Here is a 26,880-nt window from a genome sequence, read left to right as displayed (position 1 = left end):
TTTTGTGTTTGGAGTTGAGAGTTATGTATCGACAACTCTTATGATTCTGGTTCTAATACTATCTTCCAAAATTGGTCAAAAACTCAAAACTCTAGACTCAAAACCCGAAACTCTTTACAAAACTGACCCGAAACCTCTTGAATCCAGGATGGATTTGGAGAGATTGAAATAGCAGGAAACGGCCATGAAAGGACTGCTATTGATAGTAAACTTTTCCAGCACATCCCCCGCTCGCATGGTCTTTAGCGTTCGCAGACCTGTCATACCTGCTTCAAAAGACAATTGTACGGGTTTAATGGGACTGTAGTTAACTGTAAAACTCGCTTTTGCCTGTCGGTACGCCAGTCGCAGGGCATTAGGGTTCAGGTTAGGCGTCAGGTATCCGGCGTTAAAACCACCCGCAGCAACGCCTACTTCTCCCCAAACTTTCTTCGTTATTTTCTGAGAAACTGAAGCCTGTAAGGGCAATACCAGCATCAGACGAGTCCCTTTAGCAATGCGGGTATTGATGCCGGCAATGGGGATAGGCGTAATGCGACCGGGTTCAAAAACTACGGCCCCACCATAAAACCATTGCGTTCGCGGACCCGCAATGCGTACCCGAACGGCTCCACCCATTCCGTACGGACGGGCTTTGCTGAAATTCAGTAACTCATCGGTTTCGCTGACACCCAAACCCGCCGCATACAACCAAATTTTATCCCGCAAACTGGCGTGAATCCCCGTTAATACCAGCGAACCCGTATAAATGCCCTGATCATTTTTATCGAATGAAAAATTCGGTTGCCGATAGCCCGCATTTACCACCAAAAACATCTGATTAATCTCTACGTCAATTTTGCGAAGATTGAAGTTATGAAACTTCACCCCCGCCCCCCCGCGAATAGGAACAATGCCCTGGACGTTGAACCGGGAGTAACCCAGCCTTGCGGTATCGTTCATTTTTGCCGCTGGGGTTACTTCGGCCCTAATGTTTACCCCTGACGCAAAAATGCGAGTAGGCGTAAGCGACAATTGAGCGTAAGTGCTGCTGGTAAGTAATAAGGTAAAGAGCGTAAGAAGAATTCGCATGAAGAAAAATTAAAGGAACGAACGGATGAAGCTAAAACGAAGGATGCCTTTTTTCCGTACAATTACGTTGCAAATGGGCCGAATTTATAAAAAACAGTAACAAAAAAGGCCAGCATGCTGGCCTTTCTGAACACTAACAAATAGTGTGTATATGCAAGGGGAAAAGAAAAGCGATCAATACTCTGATTAACTCTGTTTCCGTAATTTAGCTTCAATGGTCTGCTGCGTGTGAGGCACTACCCGCAGACGCTCTTTAGGGATCAGTTTTCCCGTGTCTACACAAATGCCGTAAGTACCATTTTTGATACGAATCAGAGCATTCTCCAACTGAGTCGCATACTTCTGTAAACGAGCGGCTAACTGGCTAAGGTTCTCACGTTCGCTGGTATCCGCACCGTCTTCTAACGACTTGTTACTACTTGAAGTTGAATCCGTACCAGGGTCATTTCTCTTACTCAGGGCTTCACGAATGTAATTCAATTCTGTCCTGGTATCCCCAAGTTTTTTCTGGATGATCTCTTCAAACTCTTTTAATTCTTCTTCAGAATAGCGGGTCTTCTCTTCTACTGGGGACATATTTCACGGGGTTTGTTGGGAATATAAACGAACTTTAGCGATAAATAGTTTCTATTCTAGGGCAGCCTCACGTTAGGAATACTCATTTAGTAAAGCCCCTTACCTCTCCGAAAAGAAGGTAACAAAAATAACTTTTTAAGCGATTTAAGCAAATAGTTTAAAAAATTATTTAGCCCTTTTATCTTAGAAAAGCATTATTTCTTTGGCTTGAATGACTTTTATCAAAATTACCCTTTGAAATTTAATTCATTTGCTTTACAGGTTGCCAAATCGCTCGCCTAACCATTGGTAGAGTTTTTTGTTTTTCTAAGAATAATCCTGCTAAGTTTGCGACCAATGGGGCAAATATTATTATAGTCCTATTTAATAACAAAATTAACATAGCCATGACTTATATAGAGCCAGCACCCTTGCAACAGGAAAATCCACTTGAATCCATGATGCAACGGTTCGATGTGGCCTTTAAATTGCTCAATATCTCTCCGGAGATGTATGATATTCTGATGGTGCCCCGTAAACAAGTGGTTGTGGGCTTACCCGTTACCATGGACGACGGTTCCGTTAAAGTGTTCGAAGGCATCCGCGTGGTTCACTCCACCATTTTAGGTCCATCCAAAGGTGGCATTCGCTTCGATATGGGGGTGACGATGGACGAGGTAAAGGCCTTAGCTGCCTGGATGACCTGGAAATGTGCCGTGGTTGATATTCCTTACGGCGGAGCCAAAGGTGGTATTCGATGTAATCCTCGCGAGATGTCAGCCGGAGAAATCGAGCGGCTGATGCGGGCCTATACCGGAGCCATGCTCGACGTTTTCGGCCCCGACCGCGATATCCCCGCCCCCGACATGGGCACGAGTGAACGCGAGATGGCCTGGCTGATGGATGAATATTCCAAAGCCTACGGCATGACCGTAAACGGCGTTGTAACGGGCAAACCGCTGGTATTGGGTGGTTCGCTGGGCCGCAAGGAAGCCACGGGCCGGGGCGTAATGACTGCCGCTATTTCGGCCATGGAAAAACTTCGCATTAACCCCTACCGGGCCACAGCCGCGGTGCAGGGTTTTGGGAATGTAGGTTCACATGCGGCTGCTTTATTACAGGAACGCGGTGTCAAAGTAGTAGCCATCAGTGATGTAACTGGAGCGTATTACAACGAAAATGGGCTGGACATTGAGAAAGCCATGCAATACCGCGACCAGCATAAAGGACAACTTGAGGGCTTTGAAGGGGCTACGAAAATTTCCAATGAAGAGTTACTGGCTCTTCCTGTGGATGTACTCGTTCCAGCCGCCAAAGAAGACGTAATCACCGATGATAATGCTGGTAGCATTCAGGCCAAATTGATCGTGGAAGGAGCCAACGGCCCGACTTCTGCCAGTGCTGATGAAATTATCAATGATAAAGGCATCATGGTAGTCCCTGATATTCTGGCGAATGCGGGTGGAGTAACCGTTTCTTACTTCGAATGGGTACAAAACCGCATCGGTTATAAGTGGACGCTTGACCGGATTAACCGTCGGTCGGATCGTGCCATGAAAGATGCTTTTGATAAAGTATATGCTACGTCACAGGAATACAATGTTTCCATGCGAATTGCGGCGTATATGGTAGCCATTAAGAAAGTAGCCGATACGTATAAATTCCGGGGTGGGTATTAATCCCTATCCTTTCGTAACTTAAATTAGAGCCTTGCCCGTAAAGGGGCGAGGCTTTTTTTATACCCATCCACCTATCATGAAATCATTTCTGGACTACGCGTCAGCGTTCATGCCTTTATCTGCCGAATCTGTACAGGCCATTGACCAGATAGCCTGGCGACGAAACCTCCCTAAACGAACGATTCTTCAGCGAGCGGGTGACATCTGCCCTTATTTCCATTTCATTGAAAAAGGCGTCGGCCGGGTCTATTATTACCATAATGAACAGGAAATAACCGCCTGGTTAGGCTTCGAAGGTCAGATCATCAGTGCCATTGATAGTTTTTTCACCGGAAAGCCAACGGATTACTGGATTGAAATACTGGAAGACGCCCAGATCTGTTCGATTTGCAATACAGATATTGACTGGTTATTCACCCATTTCCCAGAAACCGAGCGGCTGGGCCGTCTGATGATTACGGAAAATTATCTTCGTCTGGATGAACGCATGAAGCTTTTCGCCTTTCATACCGCCGAACAGCGATATGAAATTCTACTTCGTCAGTTTCCTGATATTCTGCAACGGGTTTCACTCCGTTACATTGCTTCTTACCTGGGCATCACTCAGGTAACCCTTAGCCGCATACGAGCAGAGTTTCGGCAGTGATTATTTAACATTTGTAAAAGGATTGTAACCCCCAAAGCATGAGTTTTGAGTCGTTCAATAACGCTCTACCTTCATGCTAGTCTACATCTTTTTAGTATTTGGTTTTTGTTTTATTCTGGAAAGAATGCTCCCTGGCTGGAAGCTTCCAGAGGTTCCAACCTGGACCGTTCGGGTACTAGGGGTTAACTTTATTCAACTCGGTGTTGTAACCCTGGCAGGGTATACCTGGGAAAAGTGGTTATCTGCTTGGAGTGTTCTACATGTATCGTCTTACATCGGCAATGTTGGAGGCGGTGTCTTGGCTTATTTTATTGCAACATTCGTATTTTACTGGTGGCATCGCTGGCGACATACCAATGATTTTCTGTGGCTGCATTTCCATCAAATCCATCACAGTCCTCAACGGCTGGAGGTAATTACTTCCTTTTACAAACACCCGCTGGAAATGACCGTCAATTCTATCATTGGCAGTTTATTGGTATACACCTTTCTGGGGCTTTCGATGGAAGCAGGAGCTATTTATACGCTTTGTACGGCTTTAGGAGAATTTTTTTATCACACCAACGTCCGAACGCCTCAGTGGATTGGTTATGTTTTTCAAAGACCCGAAATGCATCGCATCCATCATGAGTATAATAAACACACCAATAATTACGGCGATATTGTCTGGTGGGATATGCTTTTCGGCACGTATGAAAATCCCAAAGAATTCAAGACCTCCTGCGGTTTCGATCCAGAAAAAGAAGAACGGCTACTAGATATGATTAAGTTTAAAGATGTGCATAAAGAATGATTACTAAACTCAATCCAATGGTATTATTAGCTTTTCTGTAAAACTAAAAAAGCCCGTCTTCGAAAGGAGACGGGCTTTTTTAGTACTTAAGCTACTTAAACTTTGATCTCTACGTCAACACCTGAAGGAAGTTCCAACTTCATCAGGGCGTCTACCGTTTTAGCTGAAGTCGAGTAGATATCAACTAAACGTTTGTACGTACAAAGCTGGAATTGCTCGCGAGCTTTTTTGTTAACGTGAGGTGAACGCAGTACGGTATAGATTTGCTTATCAGTAGGCAAGGGGATAGGACCACTTACCACAGCACCCGTAGCCTTAACGGCTTTCACGATGCGTTCAGCCGATTTGTCCACTAAATTGTGGTCAAATGACTTGAGCTTAATGCGAATTTTTTGGCTCATCAGAGTTAATAACTGGTTCGTTAAAAAATGCGTTTCCGCAAACCCTTCGCCGAAAGAACCATTTACTCCGGCAGGGAAGTCTTGGTTTGGTTGTTGGTTATTAGTTGTTAGATTTTAGTACTATCAACTAATAACCATTAACTATCAACTAAAAATTATAAGCCTTTTGCTTTCTTCACTACTTCTTCCGCAATGTTTTGTGGAACGAATTCGTAGTGAGAGAAGGTCAAGTTAGCCGTGGCACGACCTGAAGACATCGTACGCAGATCCGTTACATAACCGAACAGTTCTGACAGAGGTACATCGCCTTTGATTACCTGAGCACCGTTACGAGTATCCATACCTTTCATGATACCACGACGACGGTTCAAGTCACCCGTGATAGGTCCGGTGTACTCATCTGGAGTCAATACTTCAACGGCCATGATAGGTTCCATCAGTTTCGCACCAGCGGAACGAGCTGCCTCTTTGTAACCCAGACGAGCAGCCATTTCGAATGACAGCGAATCTGAATCGACATCGTGGAAAGAACCGTGGTACAGACGAACTCGCATAGAATCCATTTGGTAACCAGCCAGAGGACCATTTTTCATAGCCTCTTCGAAACCTTTCTGGATCGCAGGAATGAATTCCCGGGGGATCGTACCACCCACGATTTCGTTCACAAATTCCAGACCTGGCTTACCATCTTCCCGTGGCCCGATTTCGAATACGATATCGGCGAATTTACCACGACCACCCGTTTGTTTCTTGTAAACCTCACGGTGTTCAGCACTCTTCGTCAGAGCTTCTTTGTAAGCTACCTGAGGAGCACCCTGGTTTACTTCCACTTTGAACTCACGACGCATACGGTCAATGATGATCTCCAAGTGAAGCTCACCCATACCACGCATAATCGTCTGACCTGTTTCTTCGTTGGTTTCAACTTTCAACGTAGGATCTTCTTCGATCAGTTTTGTGATCGCTTTAGAGAAGTTATCCTGATCAGCCGATTTCTTAGGCTCGATGGCATAACCGATAACGGGATCTGGGAAATCCATGGATTCCAGAATGATTGGGTTCTTCTCATCAGAAAGGGTATCTCCCGTTTTGATGTCTTTGAAACCAACTACTGCACCAATATCACCAGCCGCTAAACGATCGATTGAGTTTTGCTTGTTAGCGTGCATCTGGAAGATACGAGAGATACGCTCTTTGTTTCCTGAACGCGTGTTCAGAACGTAAGAACCAGCCTCCAATACACCAGAGTAAGCACGCACGAAACACAGACGACCTACGTAGGGATCCGTAGCAATTTTGAATGCTAAACCTGCGAAAGGATCCGCTTCCGTTGGGTGACGAACTACTTCAGCATCCGTGTTAGGGTTTGTACCAACGATTGCTTCTTTGTCCAGCGGAGAAGGCATCAGAGCCATCACGTAGTCAAGCATCGTTTGTACCCCTTTATTTTTGAATGAAGAACCGCACAACATAGGTACGATTTTCATTTCGATCGTAGCGGCACGAAGAGCAGCCAGGATTTCATCTTCAGAGATCGACTCAGGATCTTCGAAGTATTTTTCCATCAGCGTTTCGTCGTATTCAGCTACTGCTTCGAGTAATTTCTCGCGGTATTCAGTAGCTTCTTCCAGCATATCTTCAGGAATGGGGACCACTTCGAAGGTCATACCTTTGTCAGCTTCATTCCAGATGATACCACGGAAGTTTACCAGGTCAACTACGCCACGGAAACCATCTTCCGCACCGATAGGCAATTGCAGAGGTACTGCATTGCTACCCAGCATTTCTTTTACTTGCTTCACTACATTCAGGAAGTCAGCACCTGAACGGTCCATTTTGTTAACGAAACCGATCCGGGGAACTTTGTAGTTATCGGCCAGACGCCAGTTCGTCTCAGACTGAGGCTCAACGCCGTCAACTGAGCTGAAAAGGAATACCAGACCATCGAGTACACGTAATGAACGGTTTACTTCTACCGTAAAGTCAACGTGACCCGGAGTATCGATGATGTTGATGTGATAAGAGTTATCACGATACTTCCAGTTTACTGTCGTAGCAGCGGAAGTAATGGTAATACCACGCTCCTGCTCCTGCTCCATCCAGTCCATGGTAGCAGCACCATCGTGTACTTCACCGATTTTGTGGCTAACACCCGCATAGTAAAGAATACGCTCCGTAGTGGTCGTTTTCCCGGCATCAATGTGGGCGGCAATACCAATGTTTCGAGTGAATTTTAAATCTCTTGCCATTATTGGTTTTTGATTGTGTTTGTTTCCGTACGGATCCCTTGGCTGCCGGGAATTTCGAGAACTAACGAAATTTTACAGTCCGGCAATCGGGGTGCAAAAATAGACGAATTATTAGAAAAATACTAGTGCTAATTCAAGGTAATTTTTTGGCTCATTGGAAGTTAACTTTTATTTCTGCCCGAAATACTGATTTTCGGGCATTGAGCCGGGACATTGCAGATACGCTGGGGGTCATTATCGTAATAACGCGAAGCTCCTCCAGATCATTCCCATTCTGTATAATTTTATTTACCAGTCACTTACCTTCCAACTTTTCGGGGTAAGGTATTTAGGCTACTTTAACAAGTCCTTAACATGAAAGGGTTTGACATCGTAGCATTTTTTTATCTTTTTTGCGAGTCTTTTTACAACAGTGAATCCATTTCGCTAAACCTTACCACACAATTATGAGAAAAATTTGGGTAATGCTGGCTCTGTCCACAGCCGTAATGACCAGCTCCTGCGTGAGCAAGAAAAAAGCCCGGGCCCTGCAAACCCAGGTCAACGACCTCCAGGCCGAAAACGCCCGCCTGGCTGAACGCATCCGCGTCGAACTCGGCGACTGCCAGCAAAAGTCCGCTTCCCTGCAGGCTCAACTCGATTCCAAAAACTCCGAACTCTCGGCTAAATCTGCCCGCGTCAAAGAAGTCGAAGATCAACTCGACTACCTCAAACGAACCAACGCCGGGCTCCTCGACCGCATGGCCGATCTCTCCATCGTTTCCAAACAGGGGGCCGAGTCCATCAAACGTTCCCTGGAAGCCATCGATCAGCAGAGTAAATACATCCAGAGCCTCAACTCTTCCATTCAACGCAAGGACTCTTTGAACATGACCCTGGTCATGAACCTCAAGCGGTCCCTGGCCAATGTCAATGATGAGGACGTGGAAGTACAAGTGAAAAAAGGAGTCGTTTACGTTTCCATCTCCGATAAACTCCTCTTTGCTACCGGTCAGTCCAATGTCAATGCCCGGGCTGAGGAAGTCTTAGGAAAAGTAGCCCGGGTCATCAACGATCACAGCGAGCTCGAAGTCATGGTGGAAGGCCACACCGATGCCGTCCCCATCGCTACCGAAGTCAACAAGGATAACTGGGACTTGAGCGTACGCCGGGCCACTTCCGTGGTACGCCTGCTGCAAAGCAAGTTCAAGGTCGATCCCGCTCGTTTGACCGCCGCCGGCAAGGGTGAGTACGAACCCAAGGACTCTAACAAGAGTGCGGCTGGACGTAAAGTCAACCGCAGAACCGAGATTATCCTCACTCCACGTCTGGATGAGTTCTTCCAGTTGCTGGAGAAAAAATAAGGCATTCCTTGAAGAAGGATACACGTGAAAACCCCGGCTCACCAGGAGTGAGCCGGGGTTTTTTATGACCGCTCCTCTTATTCAGACCCAACTTGACCGCCTCTGGGTAAGAGGCGGTTTTTCTTACCTCTCATTCATTCTACCTACCAGCCAGACGAGCATCCATTGCGTCTGGTTAAGAAGCGGTCTTGTTACCCTTTTATTTATCTTCTTCTCCCGGCCAGACGCGATAAAGTCGCGTCTCTACAGAGGGAATTAGAAACTTTTCAACATCGTTATTCGAATCCCAGACTTAGGTAAAGCGGTTACCCCGTACCGGGTACTTGTTTGAAAGTGCTTCTGATTCTCTTCTTTCTTATGAAATAGATTCCAGGAACTTAAAGCCATAGTTAAGGCCCCTAAACTTACGTTTGCCCAAGAGAGTATTTCCTGATGCCGATTTGTGTAGTATACTTCGGTGAGTGTACCATAGCAGCCCCCGCAAATCATATTCTTCATATCCACATACTTACCATCAATTTTATAAGCTGTACCTAAAGGCTCTGGCCGATTGATTAATCCTAATACTATTTCCCCTGCTCCAGATAACATTCCTATTGCTGGTATCCATTTATCATTACTTCCTGTTTGAAGCTGATGTATATTCAAAGCACTTATTCCCAGACTTAGCCCCCCTGCAATCCCGGAACTAATTCCGTACGCAGTTGAAATACGATTTCGAGATACGTACTCACTGGAACCATAACTAAAATAACTCGGCTGAATCATCGCACATTCCTCTTCCGTTAATCCTGATTGCTGAATCCATTCTTTCACTTCCGGCATATCCATGTCCTGAATATAATCATATTGATGCCGGGCGTTTATTCGCTCGGCTACTTCCCGGCCCGCGGTTTGCTCAATCAGATACCCTACCGCACAGATGGCTCCGTCGCGATCAATAAAACAGGGGCGACGTTCGTCAGGATGATCGTAGTTTTTAGGGAACCGCCCTTCATCCCGATACTGCTGTAACAATTCCAGCATCTGCTTTCGCTTTTTTTGGAGATTTTCAGGCAGGTAACTGACATTACGAGAACGCAGTTTTGTGGTCACGTAAGCCAGATGGGTTTCAATTCGAAAGGTTTCCGAAGTCTGGTTATCCGGGCAACGGCCAAACGTTTCGAGGTAACTCTCGTCGCCAATGACAGCATTAATAGGTTGAACCTGTTTTTGGGTAGAGGCGAGCGTCATACCCAGGAAGGCTGCTATGCCCATAAAGCAAAGCATGGTGAAAACTTTCATGGTAGGTAAGGTTATGGAAGGACCATCTAAAGACCCCAGGTTCTTTCCAAAGGTTGGAACGCAGGCGATTACCCTATAAAATAAATTGGTTTTAACCCTTTGAACTAAACACAAACGCCTACCTTTGTTCTACTGATCGCATAAAGGGGTGCCCTACCCAACGGGCTGAGATCATACCCATTGAACCTGATACGGATAATGCCGTCGAAGGGAAAGCGTTGAAAATTCAGCATGTACTGTCAATAGTCCGCCGAATTTTTCACATCATCCATCGTTTCATTTACTAGTATTACTGAACCCAGACGGGATTCAGCCCCTTTACCTGTCGCTTGGCGTTACATCCTATGCATGCGACTTTTATTACTTCCGCAAGAAGCACAACGGCCTTCCTTAGAGTCCTGCTGTGCGGTCTTTTCTTTCTTTCCTTCACCACTTATGCCCAGAAAAATAGTACCGGAACGGTTATCGATGCTGCCGACCGACAGCCTTTACCCGGTGCTAGTGTTCGGGTCATTGGAACCCAGCGAGGCATAACAACGAAGTCCGACGGTACTTTCTCCTTAAGTAATCTTCCCGCTACTGCTCAAACGCTGGAGGTTAGTTACCTTGGTTACGAAAAACAACGCGTTAATCTGGATCCGTCACAACCACTTCAGATTGCATTGGTTCGTAGTTCGTACATGGCCGATGAAGTCGTGGTTTCAGCCACACGGGCCAATCAGCGGACGGGTATGGCTTTCACCAACGTCGGTGGAGAAGAGATTCAGAAGCAGAACTTGGGACAGGATTTACCCGTGTTATTGAATTTTCAGCCTTCTCTGGTCAGTACAAGCGAAGCTGGAGCGGGTATTGGCTATACGGGCTTTCGCATTCGCGGTTCGGATGCCACCCGCATTAACGTAACCTTGAATGGTATTCCTTATAATGATGCCGAAAGTCAGGGTTTGTTCTGGGTAAACATGCCCGATTTTGCCAGTAGTACCACCAGCATTCAGATTCAGCGGGGGGTGGGAACTTCTACTAACGGAGCAGGTGCTTTCGGAGCGACCGTAAACGTACAAACCAATGAATTTCGCAAGGATGCTTACGCCGAAACGAATCACAGCGTCGGTTCTTTTCATACCATCAAAAATAATGTTCTGGTTGGTTCCGGCCTGATTAACGGCAAGTTTACCGTTGATGCTCGTTTATCCCGACTTACTTCCGATGGATACATTGACCGGGCGGGCTCTAATCTCAAATCGTTTTATCTGTCAGGGGCTTACTTTGGCAAGAAATCGTTCGTTCGTCTGAATGTTTTCTCCGGTATTGAAAAAACCTATCAGGCCTGGAATGGCGTACCTGAAGCGTTGCTAACAACCAATCGGACGTATAACGAATTTACTTACGATAATCAGACAGATAACTATCAGCAGGATAACTATCAGTTGCTCAGCTCCCATCAGTTGAGCCGTAACTGGACCTTCAATTTCAACCTGCATTACACCAAAGGCCGTGGGTATTTCGAGGAATACAAGCCTAAGCAAAACCTAAGCGATTACGGTTTATTACCCGTAGTCATTGGTGGAGTTACGATAGACACTACGACGTTGATTCGTCGGAAATGGCTGGATAATGATTTCTACGGGACGGTCTTCTCCTTTGATTATGATTCCTTCAAAAAGCTGAAAGTGAACATTGGTGGGGGCTGGAATAAGTACACCGGCAAACATTTTGGGGAAGTCATCTGGGCCCGTTTTGCGAGTAACTCTAACATTCGTACGCGTTATTACGAAGACGACGCTAGTAAAACCGATCTTAACTTTTACGCCAAAGCGTATTACCAGTTAACCGAACAACTCAATGTCTTTGCGGATGCTCAATTCCGAAAAGTAAATTATGATTTTTACGGGATTGGAAGCCTCGGTCAAAACACGCAGCAACAGGCGGCTCTTCGTTTCTTCAATCCTAAACTTGGACTGAATTATCAGATCAATGAGCATCACTCCGCTTATGCCTCCTTTAGCGTAGCTCACCGGGAACCTAACCGCGACGATTATACGCAATCTACGATTCAGAGTCGCCCCAAAGCGGAAGGGTTGCAAGATTGGGAAGCTGGGTATCGATACCAGTCCGGGAAGCTGGCTTTGAATGTAAATGGCTATTACATGAATTACCGCGATCAGCTTGTATTAACTGGAAAGCTGAATGACGTAGGAAGCCCTACGCGAACGAACGCGGGCAAGAGTTACCGCTCTGGTATTGAAGTAGAAGGAGCGTTTCAATTCACGAAAACACTTACGCTGAATGCAAACGCAACTTTTAGCCGGAATAAAATCAAGACGTTTACGGCTTATTACGATAATTACGATGTGTACGACGCATTGGGTCGTCCTACCCAAACGCAGGCTACTTTCAATAATACGGACATCTCATTTTCTCCTAATGTCATTGCCGGTGGACAGTTACTGTGGAAGCCCGTTACAAACCTGGAATTAGGCTGGCTGGCGAAGTACGTAGGGAAACAATATCTGGATAATACGCAGGATGAAAACCGCAAGTTAACCAGTTACTTCACAAACGATGTTCGGGCGATTTATAGCATTAAGCCCAAATTTGTGAAGGAAATAAACCTGAGTTTACTGCTCAATAACGTTTTCAATAGACTTTATGAATCGAATGGCTATACGTTCAGCTATACATCAGAAGGACAGTTTACTACTGAAAATTATTACTATCCACAAGCCGGATTTAACTTCCTGGCGGCAATAGGAATCAAGTTCTAACGTCCATTTATCCAATCCATAAAAAAAACCGGTAAGCAAGCCTACCGGTTTTTTTTATGGATTGGATAAACAGCCTCTCTTAAGAGAAAGATTTGTTAACATCCGATTTTGCGTCAGCGTACGTATGACGAACATCATCAGCAAAATCCTCAGCTTTCGCCTGTGCTTTTCCTTTCAGTTCAAATGCTTTGTCGCGAGCTTCATCTGCGTAATCTTCCAGGTTGTCTTTACCAGCCTGAATTTCATCCAGCATCTTGGTTGCCCAATCGTTAATGAAACGCTTTACGCTTTTGAAATTTTTACTGCCTTTTTCAGGAGCAACTACGATTCCAATCAGTACGCCTACCGCTCCGGCAGCTGCGTATCCTAATAAACTGTTTTTAGCCATGGTTGAATGGTTTTACCTTGAATTAACTCGAATGATATGTTTAGTTTTTCAAGTCTTTCTTTACATCATCAAACGTATTTTCAACGTCTGATTTGAACGATTTCCAGTCGCGTTTCAAACCGCCTTTGAGTTCGTCCATATCGTCTTCGATTTTGTCTTTACGTTTTTCGAGACGGTCTTTTCGGGCTTCCCAGCGAGCTTTCTCTTCGCCCTTGGTTTCATCAATTCTTGCGTTAATCTGTTTCAGCTCGGCATCAATGTTATCTCGTTGAGCTTCCATACGAGCCATGAATTCCCGCTCCTCGCCTTTCAATTCAGCATTTACTTCCGCTTTCTTGGCTGCTGCATCATTTTCTGCCTCTGCCAGATCTTTGTTAATTTCAGCCTTTTCTTCACGAGCGTCTTCCTGAGCTTCGGCTAAATCTTCACGAGCACTTTTTGGTTTTTCTTCGCAGGAAGTGAGCGTAAAAGCACTCACCAGCAAAGCAGCACTAATGGTCATCAAACTCTTTTTCATGGCAAAAAATAACGTAGGTTGGAATGAATGATAATGACAGGTTGAAAAGATAATTTTAATAATTAATAAAACGTAGGTTGGATTATAAATTTCAATTGTAGGTTGATGTACTGAATAAATGATTGGTTGAACGTGGTGATAAATTTCAAGTTTTGTCTCAGGTTGACGAACGGGTTATTAAAATCAAAAAGTGATACCAAACGAATAACAAGGTGCTTTTTGGGGAAAAAATTCCCACTTTTCTTTCTATTTATTACCTTAACTTACTTTTCGTTGACTGCTATACACGGTCAAGACTCAATTTCCCAGAGCTGTTACTACTTAATACAAACGAAAGAGCCGGACTTTCGCCCGGCTCTTCACTATACATTGGGAAAGGGTTATTGCAACAAATACGCCTTAAAATCGGCGAAAGTGGTAGTCATCGGTGTGGCTACTTTAGGTTTGTCCAGTAACTCCGCCAGACGCTCTGGTACGGGTAAAGTCGTTCCTAAGGTTGCTTCCATCGTTGGAAGGAATTTAGCGTAATGAGCAGTCGACAGGAACACACCCGTTACGTCCTCATTCATTTCAGCAACCACGTCTTTCAGTCCCTGGTAAGCAATGGCAGTGTGCGGACAAACGAGGTAAGCCGTGTTTTCGTACACCCGACGAATGGTATCCTGCGTTTTCGCATCGTCATACCACACACCCGTAACCAGATCTTTTACGCTTTCCCAATCGCCACCCCCCAAGAGTAATAAACGGGGGAAGTTACTGGGGTTACCCACGTCCATCGCGTTAGAAATCGTTTCCTGCGAAGGTTTTGGTTCAAAGGTACCCGTTGCCAGATAGTCAGGAACGATGTGATTGCTATTCGTAGCGGCAATAAATTTGCGAACGGGCAGACCCATCCGATACGCAATAATCCCCGCCGAAAGATTACCAAAATTACCACTAGGCACACAGAACACTAAGGGTTTACCCAAGTGTTTCAGGCGGGCGTAGGCATTGAAGTAATAAAACGACTGCGGAATCAAGCGGCTGATATTAATGGAATTAGCCGAAGCCAGATTGAACTTCGCTCGTAAATCAGCGTCCAGAAATGCTTCTTTTACCAGTCGCTGGCAATCATCAAACGTACCGTCTACTTCCAGAGCCGTTACGTTGGCTCCAAGCGTGGTTAACTGCTTTTCCTGAATGTCAGAAACTTTTCCACTGGGGTAAAGAATCGTTACTTTGATACCGGGTGTTTGGTAAAAACCCTGAGCAACGGCACCACCCGTATCGCCCGAAGTAGCCACCAGAATATGAATTTCCTTCGCTGATTTTTCCAGGAAGTACGACATCAGTGAAGCCATAAAGCGACCACCAAAATCCTTGAACGCCATGGAAGGACCGTGGAATAATTCCAGCACATAGGTGTCAGGTTCCACCGCAACGACGGGAGCATCAAAGGTAATGGACTGGTCAATGATTCGCTTTAAATCCGCTTCCGGGATATCATCACCAATTAATGCTTTTGAAACCTCCAGAGCAATCTCGGTTAAGGACAGATTCTGAATATTCTCAAAAAACGAAAGAGGAAGCGTGGGAATATGGTCGGGCATATATAGACCATTATCAGGGGGAAGTCCCCGGAAAACAGCCTCTTCAAGACTAACGTCTGGACTCTGGTGTTTGGTGGAATACAGATTCATCCGAGTTTGCTTTTCATAATCAGTGGAAGTCTAAGTCCTAAGTAATTGGGGTCGGAACTCAACTCGCAGCAGCTTTCATCGAAAGACTTTCCACTGAAACCAGTAACTATTTTAGTATTAGAGCCGCAAAATTCGAGTTTTCCCTCGGGCTTGCCAAATAGAGTTTGGTTTTTTAATGAAACCACCAAGCATACTAACTGTGGATAACTCCGAAACCTGGGGATATCGGGAGTGGGTCAAGCTAGTTACAACCGCTATTTCTTGTTCGTGCACGAATGCGATCGAAGGTCTGTGCTTGGCACGGTAGCTTATGGTAGCAGTCGCTTGGCTCTGCCGAGTGACCACCTGATTGTAGGCCTCTGGCTGGCTGACTCAAAAAGTCTAGGTACCTATAATGCTTATCTGAACCCAATGGTTTTCTATACCACCCGGCCAGAGGCCTATAGCTATTTCGTCACTCGGCTTTGCCGAGTGACTGCGGGTAGATGTTTTTTTCTGTAATGTAGAGACGTGACTTCATCACATCTGGGTAAGAGGCGGTTATCGTTGCTTTTCGAACTTAAACCCTTTACAAAACTGCTTCGGATTGTAGAGCTGGTAATTAACGAATAAGAATACTGCTACCAGCATTTTCTCTGGCAGCAATAACTTGGCTTATATCATTGTATTGTTTTTGAATTTAAAATTCAAATAGCCAGATTCGAATAAACTACAACTTAAAGTGATAACTCAAGGAAATACGGGGCGGAACTAATAAATGTTTATCTGCTATACCAAGCAGAGACATGAAATCCATAAACCGCGTAACTTCCAGTTCAATTTTTTTCTTGTACGAAACGCCTACACTTGGGAAGAAAACACCTCCAACATCGTATTTGAGTTTATACATGCCTAGACCAAGCGAATAAAAGGGCTGTACGGATGAATGACCCAGATAATAGCCAGCCGAGAACTCAAAGGCTTTCAGGAGTTCATTTTCATACATCTTTTTATCATAATTCCATACAGATAGGCCAGTAGTAATATGATACGAAGCTTTTATGAATGCATTGTTGAAATTACGAGGTAAGTTCACTCGAACACTTGTTCCACAAGTAGGATTATTACCCTTACTATTTTCATCAAAATTAAACGTCTCCAAGCTACCCGACAAGCCAATATACCAATCGTATTTATCTTTTACGGGCGTGTATTCTTTGGTTCCATCAAGGGCCTCATTGTATTCATGTAAGTACTGAACCAGCGATTGTGAAGTATACGAAGGCTTTTTTCCTGAAAAATGAGTAGCATCTTTCGTTAGCTCTTTGAGTTGTTGTTCGTATTCAGAAATGTTAGCTTCATAAACAACATTATTATACTGCCTCCTGAAAGTATAATGAACTAATTCTGTCATTACGCCATTTTTCTTTACCCAAAATCGATCTTTATGACCTTCGCTAATGTTTGCGTTATATAAAAATACCGTCCCATTACTCCACAATCGTTGAAGAAATAGATTTTTTAAAACCCGATTGTAAGGTAGCTGCCTATATACAATATCAGGGTAAATAGGGATATAGCTTAGTTGATGAGCATCATATAATTCTCTATTTTTTTCAATAAAGAAAGTAGCTACATCATATGCTGTGTAGATTTTTGCTTCTTGGTCAAGTGAAGTTTTAAAAGCTATTTCAGAAGGGCTATATTCCCAGTTTTTGTAGTCAATAAATCCCTGAACTGTATCTTGTTTAGCAAAAACGACATAACCTTTTTCGTAAGTACGTTGACAAAATCCGGGCATTTTTATTCCTAAAAACAGAAAGATTAATAAAAAAATTTCCCTTTGTATGGGCTTAAACATAGACTTCATATTCATTAGTTAGGTAGAAAATTAAATTCAATTTCACTTGGGAATTAACATATAATATCCACTTCATTTTATTCCCTAAATGTAACGAATACAAAGTTATTTCTTAATTTTTCATTCTATGAAACAAATACACAGTGTTCCTTTTGGCGGTTCTTAATTATGATTTTATAACTCAATCAATCAATTCATAACCAATATGTTATAGTAGGTTTAACACAGAAAGAGCTGGGATTACAAATCGCCGACAAAGTAATTTTTGATTCTAAATACCAAAAAGCTGTTCAAACCTAGTCACGTTGGTGGCAACAACTCAGACTCTATAAGCTTATAGAATCTGCCTCAAAATGTAACTCCATGCTTGCCTCCCCCAATGGTTTTCTATACCACTCGGCCAGAGGCCTATAGCTATTTCGTCACTCGGCAAAGCCGAGCGACTGTGGGTAGATGTTTTTTCTGTAATGTAGAGACGCGACTTCATCACGTCTGGGTAAGAGGCGGTTATCGTTGCTTTTCGAAAGTATAAATCCCTTACAGCCACTTTCGAAAGCAGCGACATAGCCTAGCTATTCCTTCAACAAAAACTGGATGTATTCTTCCGCCAATTCGGGCTGATCAAACCAGTATTCCCGTAGTAACGGAGCGATTTCTAGTTTAATAATCCGCTTATACCATTCCTGAAAAGGCTCCTGCGGATGGGTGAAGTAGCTATGTCCAATGAGATATCCACCGCCCAACTGCCGATCATTGTGGATAACTTCGTTGATAACTTTTATTTTATCCACTAATTTGTGGATAACTCCTGTAGATACGTTCTGATTTTCCAAATGCTTCTGAAAATCAGCTCCAAACTCCGGGGATAAGTCTGCAAAGGCAAAACGACGACGTAAGGCATAATCCACCAATGCCAGCGAACGGTCGGCGGTGTTCATGGTGCCAATCAAATATACATTTGCCGGAACGTAGAAACGCTCTTCCGAATAAGTCAGGGTAATGGCATTTTCGGGACCTCGTTTGTCGCTTTCGATGAGTTGAAATACTTCACCAAAAATCCGACTCAGATTTCCTCGATTAATCTCATCAATGATGAAGACAAAAGGTTGCGTTGACTGACGGGCTCGCTGACAAAATTCATAAAAAACACCGTTACGTAAATAGAAATTTCCGCCGCCGTCCGGGCGAATGCCCTGTAGAAAATCTTCGTAAGCGTAGGACTGATGAAACTGAATCGTTTCGATTCGGCTTTCGTCTTTTTGTTCCAGCAAGGTATAAGCCAGCCGCTTGGCAACAAAGGTTTTGCCTACTCCGGGCGGCCCTTGCAGGATTACATTCTGCTTGTAATGCAAGGCTTCCAGCAACTCCCGGAAACGTTCGTCCGAAAGAAATAACTCAGCCTGAGCATCGGACTGGGTATACGCCGGTATTTCATAGGGAACGTCGGGTTCTTCTACTACTGCTGGCTGGATTACCTCCATCGGAACCGAAGCTACTTTCTCCTGAAGTTGAAGCTCCCGCTGATTCCAGACATAATAGTCGCTTTTCAGACGCTTCAGAAAGGCCAAAGCTGTTTCGTAGGTATGAAAACGCTGCACAGATCCTTCGAAAGAAGGCTTGTTTTGTTCCCCCGACCATAAGCCTGCTTTTAATCCCTCTGCTTCGATAGTAATAAACAAATGGTGACAATGCCGGTGCGAAGAACAGTTTTTAGGAAACAACGCTAACCAGCAGTTGAGCGTACCCATGTTGGTACTGCCCCTAAAATCGACGTGGTGGGTTTTATATTTCTCTATCCCTAGCTCGTCAGCAATCGTTTCGGCAATATCCTGTAGAGTCTGGTGAATTTTTTGGGACTCAATTCGCCGGTAAAAGAGCGTGTATAATAATCGAAAGTATAAATGCTTTCCCTGTTTGCGGTACAGACTAAAGGAATCTTTCTTGGTATGATTAGCCAGGCCATCCACGACATTAACGCCGTATTTCAGAAAGTAATCCGTGTCTTTCCGCTCGATTCGTTCGCGGTAAAAATCCACGTCCTGAGCACTCAGCGGCGGACGCTCTTCCTGAAGCTGATTTAATACTTCGTAACGTAAAAGGTTAATGGGCTGAAAATTCTGGGTAACCTGTTTATAATCTTCCAGTAACTCCTCAACGGTAGCTTTTGGAATCTCATTCAATCGGGAAAATAAAGCCGCATCGTCTGCTTCCAGTGTTTGTAAATACTGAGCAATCTGCTGAATACGCTTAATTTTCTCCTCAATGTCTGTCATTACTTCGTACGCTGATAAAATTGTTCAATCTGATTGCTGAGGTCTACTAACTGATTTTCAGGAAGATTTCCCGAAAAGTATCGTACCTGACCAATCCGTCCCAGCAGACGGTCAATTTCGGACCGCTCCAGTCCACTTTTGGCCGTTAGGGTTTCTTTAAATTCTTCATCCAGTTCGGTAGTAGATATGTTGAATCGCTGTCTTACATACGCCAGCCAGTACTGAATTTTTTTCTCCGCAATCGAGGCGTGATCGGCCTGCTGGTAATATAACTGACCCACCGTCTCTACAAATTCTAGCGATTTATTTTTGACGGGTTCAATCACCGGAATGACCCGTTGGCGGCGTTTACTTTCAAAAATCATGAATAATCCCAGCCCTGCCAGGGTGAGGTAATAAGCCCAGGTCAGGCTTGGGGTGGTGAAGAGAAAACGTAACAAACTTTGTTCACCTTCGCGGCCCTGTTTACTGTATTCATCGTAATAAATCGGCAGGTTAGGTAAATACGACAAAGCTCTAAAGGCGTAATTATCCGAACCCTGTTTTAATACATAATAGTTCGTAAAGACTTCAGGAGCCGAATGCAGGAATAGCTCGCCCTTCCCCAGCCGAAAATGCAGAAAGTTATACTGCCCGTGCTGGTTTACCCCCAAAGCTGTTCCCATTCGGGTAGAGTCCGTGGTAATAAAATGGTTTTCAGCCGTTTCTTTTTCCATGACATACCCCTGCCCTACCTGAGCAAACACTGGGTTTAGAAAATTAATGGTCATCGTATCCAGCCGAAACCGGTTGTAAAACGACTCCTGACTTTCTTCTGCCTCCTGCTGGCTCTGATACGCCCGATTGAAATCGATCAGGTTATGCGTCCCCGTTTTCAGGTGAAGTGTATCGAGAATGGCTTTCGGGAAACTGTTCGCCGATAAAAACACGACATTACCCCGCTTGATAAATCGGAATAAAGCTCGAATATCGGGCGTTTCAAACGTAGAATTCTCGTTGATATACAGATAGGTACTTCGCAGCGGCCACTCGTTTTCCTTTTCCAAATTATAAAAAGGAACCCGTACTGATTTAACCGGCTGGCTGGGGAAAAGGCCGGGTAATAAATCAAAAATAGCTTCAGCGGCAAAGGGTATTTTTTGGTCATTACGGTACGTACGCGTCCAGTCAATGGGGCGAGGGCGGAAATATTCTACTGCGATGAACAGAGCCACAATGCCCAGCAGAATGAGGCTAAATTTGGAATTTTTCAGTTTCATCATTCTTACTGAGTTACGGGTTTGAAGGAATCAAACTCCCGCTTTATTTCCTGATACCGTTCTTCATTAATGGGAAAGTCGCCGTACCAAACGTACTCAAACGAAGAGGTTAACTGCTCGAAGCGACTGCGTACGGAAGGTTCCGTTATTTCGTAGACGTAAGTGCGGTTCGTCTTGTTGATCTGCCAGCCAATTAACTCCTGATCTGTCAGGGTTTTGAGGGCACGCAGGTATAATAATCGCACGGCCAGCCGGAAATTTCGCTGGCTACTGGCTTCTTCAATGGCTTCCTGAAAATTAATGGCGTGAATGTCCTCGTAAAGCGTATCATACGGCAAAGCAACACCGTCGGATTTTCGTTTGAAAAGCCCCATTTTATCCATGCCGATCAATTTATAGATTACAAAAACAACGATAGCAGCAATAAAGGCTATCTGAATCCATTCGCGACCGGTGCGGGTAGTAGAACTATAAAGAAAGTCAAATAACCAACTTAGAAAACGCTGCCAGATTTCATCCAGAAAACCCGTCGGTGGTTCAGGATCATAGCTGTATTTGTAATCGCGGGAGGTAGTAATGTCTTTCCAGAGTTCAGCATTCGGCTGACGCAAAGCCGGACGAGCCGCTTCTACCGGAAGGACTTTCTTTCCAACCCCCAGTGAATCGCTGCCCGACTGAGCCCAAACGGACTGAGTAACGATTATAAAAAATAGTATTAAACGTCTCATTTGTTCAATTATCTGTTTTCAGTTTACGGTTTTCAACTGAGCATTAACCCTAGCGTAACTTGTGCCGAACTCCGTGCAACTCTGCGGTTAAGCCATAGGATATACAGCACCTAACCTCCATTGAAAACCATAAACTGAATATTACTCTTCTTCATCGCGTCTGGTTTGGATACCAATCTGACTGATTTCTTCCATTAAGCCAATGCCTTCTTTCTTCTCCACCAAAGAGAAATATTGAAAACCGAGAGCAACATCTACTAATCCGCCCAGAATGGCTGCACCGCCAACCGAAATAATGGACGTTAACATCATAATCCATTGCAGGTTCTCTCCCAATACTTTCAATCCCTGAAGAAACATAATTAGGTACATAGGAACGGATAAAATCGCTCCCAGAAAACTCGCGGCAATGGTTACCAGAATCCGAATTCCGAACGTCGACAGTCCATCGCTCCAGCTAAGCTGAGCCAGTTCCTGCGAACGCTGCAAGGACCCAATGGGCGATAAATCTTCCTGCACCATACTGATGGTTCCCATACTGAAGACGGTATAGGGATAGACCACGGGTAGAAAGCAGAGAATGGCTCCCAGCAACAGACTCAAGCCATATAGAATATACATTCCTAAGGCAGGAAGTAGTTTACGGGAAACCACCCGCCAGATGTCAGCGGGCTCAATGGGGCCGTCTGTGTTGAGGTATTGAACGAGGTACGTGCTCACCACCAGCGACATCACGATGTGTGCCAGTAGATTGAAAAACATACTCAGCAGGTATTCTATCCCCCAGCCCGCCGTACTGAAGGAGGAAGCCATGCCGTAGCGATCACTCGCCAGGCTGAAAAGCTGGGACTGAAACAAGCCCGTAGCAATGCCCGAAATCAGAGAAAACGGAGCCGCAAAGTAAAGCAAAACGGGTCCCAGCGTACGCAGGTTTTGAAAAGTGAACTGGAACGTAACGTTGATAATTTCACTAAAATCTCGCTCTTCGCGAAGTCGGATCGGACGCATGTTTCAGGTAGGTAATTAAGGTAGAAGATTATCGGTTTACCTGAGCCTTGCGGTTCAGTTGAATGGGATACCAGACAAAATACCAAAGTATAAAGCAAGCCGAAAGGGTTATGATCAGAATGCTAACCAAGGGATATAAAGGTTGCCGAGTAACAAAGCCTTCAAGAAAGCCCGCGGTTATGAAAATCGGCATCAGGCCAATGGCAATTTTCATTCCCTGTCGGGCTCCCCGCTGAAAAGACTCCCAGCGGGAATACGTTTTCGGGAAAAGGATGCTATTACCGATGGTTAACCCGGCACAGCCCGCAATGATAATAGCCGAGATTTCCAGCGTTCCGTGAATCCAGACGGTTAATAAGGCATCCCGAATCACGCCTTGCTGAAACAGAAAAGTAAAAAAAGCCCCGAGCATTACTCCATTTTGAAATAAAACGTAAACCGTTCCCACCGAAAACACGATGCCGTACACAAAAGCCGCAAACGCCACCCGAATGTTATTGATCGTGATGGTCAGAAACGAAACCGTCATTTGCTGGGACTTATAGACGGCCATCGGGTCGCCCTTCTGAATATTATCGAGGGTCATATTAACATACCCATCCCCCAAAATCAGACGAACAAAACTTTCGTCGTATAAACTCGAAACCGTACCCAGAATTGTCGCTGCAAAGAAAAACAGGAAAGCATAGAGCAGTTGTCGCTGGGAGTTATAGAAGAGGAAAGGCAGTTCATAGGCCCAGAAGCGAAACAGGCGATTACTCTTTTCCTTCCGATTGGCGTAAATTTTCTGATGAAACCGCGTTGCCAGCGTGTTGAGGTAACGCGTCACCGGCGAGTCCGGGTAGAAGGTACGGGCATATGACAGATCGTCTGTCAACTCAATGAACTGCTCGGCCAGCTCATCAGGATTCTGGGTACGATCTTCTTCGTAGTGTTTCCACTTTTCCGTATTCTGTTTGATAAAAACTGCTTCCCGCATAAGAATCCAGCGAAAGACCTGTGATAAGAGTAAAGTATTTGGCCTTCGAGCCAAATTAGCAAAAACTTTTTCGTAATTCGCTCTTCGCTCAGTGATACTGTTTAGAGTTTTGCATTTTGTGTTTAGCGTTCAGTATAAATTGTTAAACAAAGGAAAGTGTACTTAAACCATAGAGAGATCATCATTAACTCTCTGCTCTAAATCCCAAACGCTCAACGCTACCCATGAATCCGACCATTGCTTTTCAGACGAATCAGAACGTTACCCTGGAATTTCTTCCCGCCAGCATCGGCGACCGCATACTGGCCTTTCTTCTTGACTCGCTCATCATGGGAGCCTGGGTGTTGCTGGGTTCTTTACTGATTGGGAAATTGATCGGCGGTAAGATTATGGACAGCAACCTGACCATCAGCCTGTATCTTCTATTCATTGCTTTACCCGTTATGTTTTACAGTCTCCTTTCGGAGGTTTTCATGAATGGACAATCCATTGGCAAGAAAGTATTGGGGCTACGGGTGGTTCGGGTGGATGGAACGCCGACTACCATCAGCGATTATCTGCTTCGCTGGTTGTTACGCCTCGTGGATGTTTGGGTGCTTTCAGGGATGATTGGGCTGGTTACCATGGCCATTTTCAGTGGTCAACGCCTCGGCGACCGGGCAGCTAAGACGGCAGTGGTGAAGCTTCGAGCTCCTGTCAAGCTGGGTGATTTGCTGCCTACTCAAAACGAGTACCCAGATTATGAAGTTACATTCCCGCAGGCATTGCTTCTGTCTGACCGTGATATTACCACCATTAGAAAAGTGATTCGAAAAACGCAGCAACACCACACTTTCGATCTGTTAGCTCAAACCGCCGAACAGGTGAAGCAGGTAACCAGCATTCAAACGGATCTCGACGACTGGGTTTTCCTCAATACATTAGTGCAGGATCATACGGTACTGGCGGTGCGAGAAGGCGTATAAAAACTTTGCAGTCACTCGGCAGAGACTAGTTAATTTCCAGAAAGAACCCATCCTACCATTTTAAAGTAAGATTCTCCGCAGTCGCTCGGCTCTGCCGAGTGACGACCTAGCTGTAGGCCTCCGGCCGTCTTATACAAGAAACTTACCAGGTAACAAATAACCATTCTAATACTCCGGTCAGAGTTTAGTTACTCGGCATAGGCTAGTTAATTTCCAGGAAGAAACCATACCGCCATTTTAAAGTAAGATTCTTCACTGGGCAGAGCCGAGTGACTTTGGGGAAATGACTTATAGAAGCTAATCCATTACCTATGAAACTTTATACGTATCTAAATGAGGTGAAAGACGGTTGCTTTTTCTTTTGGAGAAAGTACACCACTGTTACTCTATTAAAATCTCAAATTAACACTGCGATAGGGGCTATGTTCATATTCTACTACCTAGCTATTCAATTACTTATTACAGGGTTACTTTATCATCAAGGAATCATTCTGTCTAATTATCCTCTATATAGTATCTTTTGCTTCGTGAGTATTATAGGGCTATTGCTAGCCTATATGCTTTTTATTAGTCCGCACATTTCAAAAAATATTTCCACGCGATTAACCGAGCAAGAAAAGGACATTAGAATCCGTAGGTTCCTCTGGTTTACTGCAGGCGGTTTTCTACTATTTTTGGGTGTGATCTTCTTGAATCAGCTTGTCTTTTTTTCTCATACGCTCAGTGACTGAAGGGGTAAACTGCACTTCTCCCGCCGCAGTTACTCGGCAGAGCCGAGTAACTGCGGCGAGTGCAAAAGCCATTCCCTAATCCTAAAGTAAGACTCTTTGCTTCGCTCTAAATGACAGCGAAGGATTAGAATTGCGGTGGCAATTCATAGCAACGGGACTCTGCGTTAACGCAGAGTCCCGTTTGTTTTCATGGCTTTTGAAAGACTCAATGTAGTTACTTATCTTGGGGTAAATCTCCCGGCGATGGATGTCCGTAATACCGTTCGTGGCAGGTATCATGAAACATGCCTTGTTGACGGAAAGATTCGAATCGGCGGGGGCCTATTACGGCCGTTAATCCACCGAAAGTAAGGATAGCCACTACAGCAACAATCCAGGGATTCAGGTTACGTTTCATGCGTTGGGTTGTGGATTGGTAGTTGCAAAGGGACGGCAAAATCCTCGTTTTTTAAACTCGGCATATTCTTCATCGCTCATCTGGCGAATTCGGTCGGTAAAGTCACTACGCCACGGTCTGCGATGTCCCCAGTGACGAGGGCCACGAAAGAGTCTAAAAATGGCTCCGATGAATAAGAAAAAGAGAGCGATTCTCAGCAGAAAAAAAGGTAGGACAAACAGGGCACCGCCCAGTAATATTCCCGCCAGAATAGATTTTAAGATGGTGTTATTCATGGTATCATTTGTTTTCAAAAGGGAGGACGAACCTGCGAAAGAATTACTTTAACTGATGTTGATTTTTTATTCATCTCTTCCAAACCGCCTTTTCCATTCGCTTCGGAAACGAGTCCGTTCATCCTCATCCATGTTTTTCCACTTCTCCCGCCAACGCTGGTGGCCACCAAACGGCGTACGTTGAGGTCGCGGCCCGAAGCCCCCGAATAGAATTTTACTTAATACCAAAATCCCCATGGCCTGTGGATACGTCAGGGCTTTCACTGTGGTTACATCCACCAGAATATGATTCCAAAGCGTCTGTACCATGAAAGAAAGTCCGAAAAAAGCGGCCACGAAAAACAGGGGAAAGAAAAGGCGTCGGCGTCCCATGACTTATAGTTGATTCAGTTCGTTATAAAGCTTTTCCAGTCGTTTCCGTAAATGCTGTACGGCGTATCGTTTCCGGGAAATAATCGTTTTTAGGTTTTCGCCCGTTTCATCGGCAATTTCCTGTAAGGTTTGATCTTCCAGTTCATTCCAGATAAAAACCTGTCGCTGTTTTTCGGGAAGCTCATCCAAAGCCTGCATTAGTTCTTCCCAGAAAAGATCTCTGAAAAACTGGTCTTCCGGCGTCTGAGGTTCCGTCAGTAAAACCTGCCGAATGCGGTGGTCGTCTTCGTCCTCTTCGTACATGGAAAGGGGTTCTTCTTTTTTCTTTCGGTACGAGTCCGTGATTTTGTTACGAGCTACCTGAAAAAGCCAACCGCTGATACTTTCGATTTCATCCAGATTTACCACCTTACTTAGCTGATACCAGACTTCCTGTAATAAATCCTCCGCGTCTTCGTCGTTACGCACCTGCCCACGGATAAACCCCAGCAGTTTTCCACCGTATTGTTTTACGGTCGAAAGAACAGTACGCGTGGAGGTTTCAGCCATGAATCAGTCCGCTTGAATAGTCGGTTACAAAGGAGAAGACGAAGGCGGGGAGAAATTACTTTAAAGAAGTTTATATTTTATTGAACTCTGTTTTTAACAGCCTGTAGAGACGTCCATTTATAGCGTCTTAGCTG

24 protein-coding genes and 1 riboswitch are annotated in these 26,880 nt (G+C 44.7%); of the genes, 6 read left to right on the top strand and 18 right to left on the bottom strand.

The annotated features are described in order from the left end of the window. Positions 1-114: 114 nt before the first annotated feature. Both QE357_RS02375 and QE357_RS02370 read right to left on the bottom strand, forming a co-directional pair. The gene (locus QE357_RS02375) at positions 115-1,071 is read right to left on the bottom strand and encodes a hypothetical protein (protein WP_106637269.1); all 957 of its coding nucleotides are present in this window, start codon (positions 1,069-1,071) and stop codon (positions 115-117) included. Positions 1,072-1,257: 186 nt separating this feature from the next. After that, positions 1,258-1,647, bottom strand: a complete 390-nt coding sequence (locus tag QE357_RS02370; protein ID WP_106637268.1) for a TraR/DksA C4-type zinc finger protein — start codon at positions 1,645-1,647, stop codon at positions 1,258-1,260. A gap of 386 nt (positions 1,648-2,033) precedes the next feature. On the opposite strand from QE357_RS02370, the gene QE357_RS02365 reads away from it, so the two are divergent. From QE357_RS02365 to QE357_RS02355, 3 genes are all read left to right on the top strand, one after another. Next, positions 2,034-3,305 (top strand): Glu/Leu/Phe/Val dehydrogenase, encoded by a 1,272-nt coding sequence (locus QE357_RS02365; protein ID WP_307141888.1) that lies wholly within the window; start codon positions 2,034-2,036, stop codon positions 3,303-3,305. 76 nt (positions 3,306-3,381) lie between these two features. Continuing rightward, the gene (locus tag QE357_RS02360; RefSeq protein WP_309705538.1) at positions 3,382-3,951 is read left to right on the top strand and encodes a Crp/Fnr family transcriptional regulator; all 570 of its coding nucleotides are present in this window, start codon (positions 3,382-3,384) and stop codon (positions 3,949-3,951) included. Between the two features lie 73 nt (positions 3,952-4,024). Further along, complete coding sequence (locus tag QE357_RS02355; protein WP_309705536.1) at positions 4,025-4,744, top strand: sterol desaturase family protein; 720 nt, start codon at positions 4,025-4,027, stop codon at positions 4,742-4,744. 95 nt (positions 4,745-4,839) lie between these two features. On the opposite strand, the gene rpsJ is transcribed toward QE357_RS02355, so the two are convergent. Both rpsJ and fusA read right to left on the bottom strand, forming a co-directional pair. Next, entirely contained in the window at positions 4,840-5,145 is a 306-nt protein-coding gene (rpsJ, locus tag QE357_RS02350; RefSeq protein ID WP_094811061.1) for a 30S ribosomal protein S10, read from the bottom strand. Positions 5,146-5,300: 155 nt separating this feature from the next. After that, positions 5,301-7,394, bottom strand: coding sequence for an elongation factor G (fusA, locus tag QE357_RS02345; protein ID WP_106637260.1), 2,094 nt, complete (start codon positions 7,392-7,394; stop codon positions 5,301-5,303). 446 nt (positions 7,395-7,840) lie between these two features. Between fusA and QE357_RS02340 the strand changes: the two genes are divergently transcribed. Then, the gene (locus tag QE357_RS02340) at positions 7,841-8,737 is read left to right on the top strand and encodes a flagellar motor protein MotB (protein ID WP_307141847.1); all 897 of its coding nucleotides are present in this window, start codon (positions 7,841-7,843) and stop codon (positions 8,735-8,737) included. A 255-nt stretch (positions 8,738-8,992) separates the two neighbouring features. Here the strand turns inward: QE357_RS02340 and QE357_RS02335 are convergent, their stop codons facing one another. Next, positions 8,993-10,021: a hypothetical protein gene (locus tag QE357_RS02335; protein ID WP_309705528.1), complete on the bottom strand. Its 1,029-nt coding sequence runs from the start codon at positions 10,019-10,021 to the stop codon at positions 8,993-8,995. A gap of 134 nt (positions 10,022-10,155) precedes the next feature. After that, positions 10,156-10,251: riboswitch (TPP riboswitch) on the top strand. A gap of 114 nt (positions 10,252-10,365) precedes the next feature. Between QE357_RS02335 and QE357_RS02330 the strand changes: the two genes are divergently transcribed. Next, entirely contained in the window at positions 10,366-12,786 is a 2,421-nt protein-coding gene (locus QE357_RS02330; protein ID WP_309705525.1) for a TonB-dependent receptor, read from the top strand. 79 nt (positions 12,787-12,865) lie between these two features. Here QE357_RS02330 and QE357_RS02325 read toward each other — a convergent pair whose 3' ends face one another. The 9 genes from QE357_RS02325 to QE357_RS02285 form a co-directional block, all read right to left on the bottom strand. Then, complete coding sequence (locus QE357_RS02325; protein WP_307141876.1) at positions 12,866-13,174, bottom strand: YtxH domain-containing protein; 309 nt, start codon at positions 13,172-13,174, stop codon at positions 12,866-12,868. A 40-nt stretch (positions 13,175-13,214) separates the two neighbouring features. Then, positions 13,215-13,691 carry a hypothetical protein gene (locus tag QE357_RS02320; RefSeq protein ID WP_309705522.1) on the bottom strand — a complete coding sequence of 159 codons (477 nt, stop codon included), beginning with the start codon at positions 13,689-13,691 and terminating at the stop codon, positions 13,215-13,217. 380 nt (positions 13,692-14,071) lie between these two features. Then, entirely contained in the window at positions 14,072-15,370 is a 1,299-nt protein-coding gene (thrC, locus tag QE357_RS02315) for a threonine synthase (RefSeq protein WP_309705520.1), read from the bottom strand. 709 nt (positions 15,371-16,079) lie between these two features. Continuing rightward, positions 16,080-17,225, bottom strand: a complete 1,146-nt coding sequence (locus QE357_RS02310; RefSeq protein WP_309705518.1) for a hypothetical protein — start codon at positions 17,223-17,225, stop codon at positions 16,080-16,082. Positions 17,226-17,782: 557 nt separating this feature from the next. Then, positions 17,783-19,483, bottom strand: a complete 1,701-nt coding sequence (locus QE357_RS02305; RefSeq protein ID WP_309705517.1) for an AAA family ATPase — start codon at positions 19,481-19,483, stop codon at positions 17,783-17,785. Next, the gene (locus QE357_RS02300) at positions 19,483-20,745 is read right to left on the bottom strand and encodes a DUF4350 domain-containing protein (protein WP_309705514.1); all 1,263 of its coding nucleotides are present in this window, start codon (positions 20,743-20,745) and stop codon (positions 19,483-19,485) included. The genes QE357_RS02305 and QE357_RS02300 overlap by 1 nt, the downstream gene beginning before the upstream one ends. Before the next feature lie 2 nt (positions 20,746-20,747). After that, positions 20,748-21,470, bottom strand: a complete 723-nt coding sequence (locus QE357_RS02295; protein WP_309705511.1) for a DUF4129 domain-containing protein — start codon at positions 21,468-21,470, stop codon at positions 20,748-20,750. A 141-nt stretch (positions 21,471-21,611) separates the two neighbouring features. Then, positions 21,612-22,478 (bottom strand): hypothetical protein, encoded by an 867-nt coding sequence (locus QE357_RS02290; protein WP_309705509.1) that lies wholly within the window; start codon positions 22,476-22,478, stop codon positions 21,612-21,614. A 28-nt stretch (positions 22,479-22,506) separates the two neighbouring features. Beyond that, positions 22,507-23,457, bottom strand: coding sequence for a stage II sporulation protein M (locus tag QE357_RS02285; protein ID WP_106638429.1), 951 nt, complete (start codon positions 23,455-23,457; stop codon positions 22,507-22,509). A 224-nt stretch (positions 23,458-23,681) separates the two neighbouring features. Here QE357_RS02285 and QE357_RS02280 point away from each other — a divergent pair, with 224 nt between their 5' ends. Then, entirely contained in the window at positions 23,682-24,422 is a 741-nt protein-coding gene (locus QE357_RS02280; RefSeq protein ID WP_309705507.1) for an RDD family protein, read from the top strand. 945 nt (positions 24,423-25,367) lie between these two features. On the opposite strand, the gene QE357_RS02275 is transcribed toward QE357_RS02280, so the two are convergent. The 4 genes from QE357_RS02275 to QE357_RS02260 form a co-directional block, all read right to left on the bottom strand. Next, complete coding sequence (locus QE357_RS02275) at positions 25,368-25,550, bottom strand: hypothetical protein (RefSeq protein ID WP_309705504.1); 183 nt, start codon at positions 25,548-25,550, stop codon at positions 25,368-25,370. Next, a complete protein-coding gene (locus QE357_RS02270; RefSeq protein ID WP_309705502.1) occupies positions 25,547-25,825 on the bottom strand; it encodes a hypothetical protein in 279 nt (92 codons plus the stop codon). The genes QE357_RS02275 and QE357_RS02270 overlap by 4 nt, the downstream gene beginning before the upstream one ends. Positions 25,826-25,891: 66 nt before the next feature. Next, positions 25,892-26,197: a hypothetical protein gene (locus QE357_RS02265; protein ID WP_106638425.1), complete on the bottom strand. Its 306-nt coding sequence runs from the start codon at positions 26,195-26,197 to the stop codon at positions 25,892-25,894. A 3-nt stretch (positions 26,198-26,200) separates the two neighbouring features. Then, a complete protein-coding gene (locus tag QE357_RS02260; protein ID WP_106638424.1) occupies positions 26,201-26,746 on the bottom strand; it encodes an RNA polymerase sigma factor in 546 nt (181 codons plus the stop codon). Positions 26,747-26,880: the final 134 nt, after the last annotated feature.

The organism is Siphonobacter sp. SORGH_AS_0500, assembly GCF_031453245.1.
Classification (GTDB): Bacteria; Bacteroidota; Bacteroidia; order Cytophagales; family Spirosomataceae; genus Siphonobacter.
Note: the sequence above shows the minus strand (reverse complement) of the source record. Positions and strands in the feature narration are given on the sequence as shown.

What these genes read in the sequence shown, in the direction of transcription:
- fusA (WP_106637260.1), bottom strand. Translation starts at nt 7,394, where the DNA reads ATGGCAAGAGATTTAAAATTCACTCGAAACATTGGTATTGCCGCCCAC.
- thrC (WP_309705520.1), bottom strand. Translation starts at nt 15,370, where the DNA reads ATGAATCTGTATTCCACCAAACACCAGAGTCCAGACGTTAGTCTTGAA.
- QE357_RS02335 (WP_309705528.1), bottom strand. Translation starts at nt 10,021, where the DNA reads ATGAAAGTTTTCACCATGCTTTGCTTTATGGGCATAGCAGCCTTCCTG.
- QE357_RS02360 (WP_309705538.1), top strand. Translation starts at nt 3,382, where the DNA reads ATGAAATCATTTCTGGACTACGCGTCAGCGTTCATGCCTTTATCTGCC.
- QE357_RS02375 (WP_106637269.1), bottom strand. Translation starts at nt 1,071, where the DNA reads ATGCGAATTCTTCTTACGCTCTTTACCTTATTACTTACCAGCAGCACT.
- QE357_RS02290 (WP_309705509.1), bottom strand. Translation starts at nt 22,478, where the DNA reads ATGCGTCCGATCCGACTTCGCGAAGAGCGAGATTTTAGTGAAATTATC.
- QE357_RS02320 (WP_309705522.1), bottom strand. Translation starts at nt 13,691, where the DNA reads ATGAAAAAGAGTTTGATGACCATTAGTGCTGCTTTGCTGGTGAGTGCT.
- QE357_RS02280 (WP_309705507.1), top strand. Translation starts at nt 23,682, where the DNA reads ATGAATCCGACCATTGCTTTTCAGACGAATCAGAACGTTACCCTGGAA.
- QE357_RS02325 (WP_307141876.1), bottom strand. Translation starts at nt 13,174, where the DNA reads ATGGCTAAAAACAGTTTATTAGGATACGCAGCTGCCGGAGCGGTAGGC.
- QE357_RS02295 (WP_309705511.1), bottom strand. Translation starts at nt 21,470, where the DNA reads ATGAGACGTTTAATACTATTTTTTATAATCGTTACTCAGTCCGTTTGG.
- QE357_RS02355 (WP_309705536.1), top strand. Translation starts at nt 4,025, where the DNA reads ATGCTAGTCTACATCTTTTTAGTATTTGGTTTTTGTTTTATTCTGGAA.
- rpsJ (WP_094811061.1), bottom strand. Translation starts at nt 5,145, where the DNA reads ATGAGCCAAAAAATTCGCATTAAGCTCAAGTCATTTGACCACAATTTA.
- QE357_RS02265 (WP_106638425.1), bottom strand. Translation starts at nt 26,197, where the DNA reads ATGGGACGCCGACGCCTTTTCTTTCCCCTGTTTTTCGTGGCCGCTTTT.
- QE357_RS02340 (WP_307141847.1), top strand. Translation starts at nt 7,841, where the DNA reads ATGAGAAAAATTTGGGTAATGCTGGCTCTGTCCACAGCCGTAATGACC.
- QE357_RS02310 (WP_309705518.1), bottom strand. Translation starts at nt 17,225, where the DNA reads ATGAATATGAAGTCTATGTTTAAGCCCATACAAAGGGAAATTTTTTTA.
- QE357_RS02305 (WP_309705517.1), bottom strand. Translation starts at nt 19,483, where the DNA reads ATGACAGACATTGAGGAGAAAATTAAGCGTATTCAGCAGATTGCTCAG.
- QE357_RS02330 (WP_309705525.1), top strand. Translation starts at nt 10,366, where the DNA reads ATGCATGCGACTTTTATTACTTCCGCAAGAAGCACAACGGCCTTCCTT.
- QE357_RS02275 (WP_309705504.1), bottom strand. Translation starts at nt 25,550, where the DNA reads ATGAAACGTAACCTGAATCCCTGGATTGTTGCTGTAGTGGCTATCCTT.
- QE357_RS02370 (WP_106637268.1), bottom strand. Translation starts at nt 1,647, where the DNA reads ATGTCCCCAGTAGAAGAGAAGACCCGCTATTCTGAAGAAGAATTAAAA.
- QE357_RS02260 (WP_106638424.1), bottom strand. Translation starts at nt 26,746, where the DNA reads ATGGCTGAAACCTCCACGCGTACTGTTCTTTCGACCGTAAAACAATAC.
- QE357_RS02365 (WP_307141888.1), top strand. Translation starts at nt 2,034, where the DNA reads ATGACTTATATAGAGCCAGCACCCTTGCAACAGGAAAATCCACTTGAA.
- QE357_RS02270 (WP_309705502.1), bottom strand. Translation starts at nt 25,825, where the DNA reads ATGAATAACACCATCTTAAAATCTATTCTGGCGGGAATATTACTGGGC.
- QE357_RS02300 (WP_309705514.1), bottom strand. Translation starts at nt 20,745, where the DNA reads ATGATGAAACTGAAAAATTCCAAATTTAGCCTCATTCTGCTGGGCATT.
- QE357_RS02285 (WP_106638429.1), bottom strand. Translation starts at nt 23,457, where the DNA reads ATGCGGGAAGCAGTTTTTATCAAACAGAATACGGAAAAGTGGAAACAC.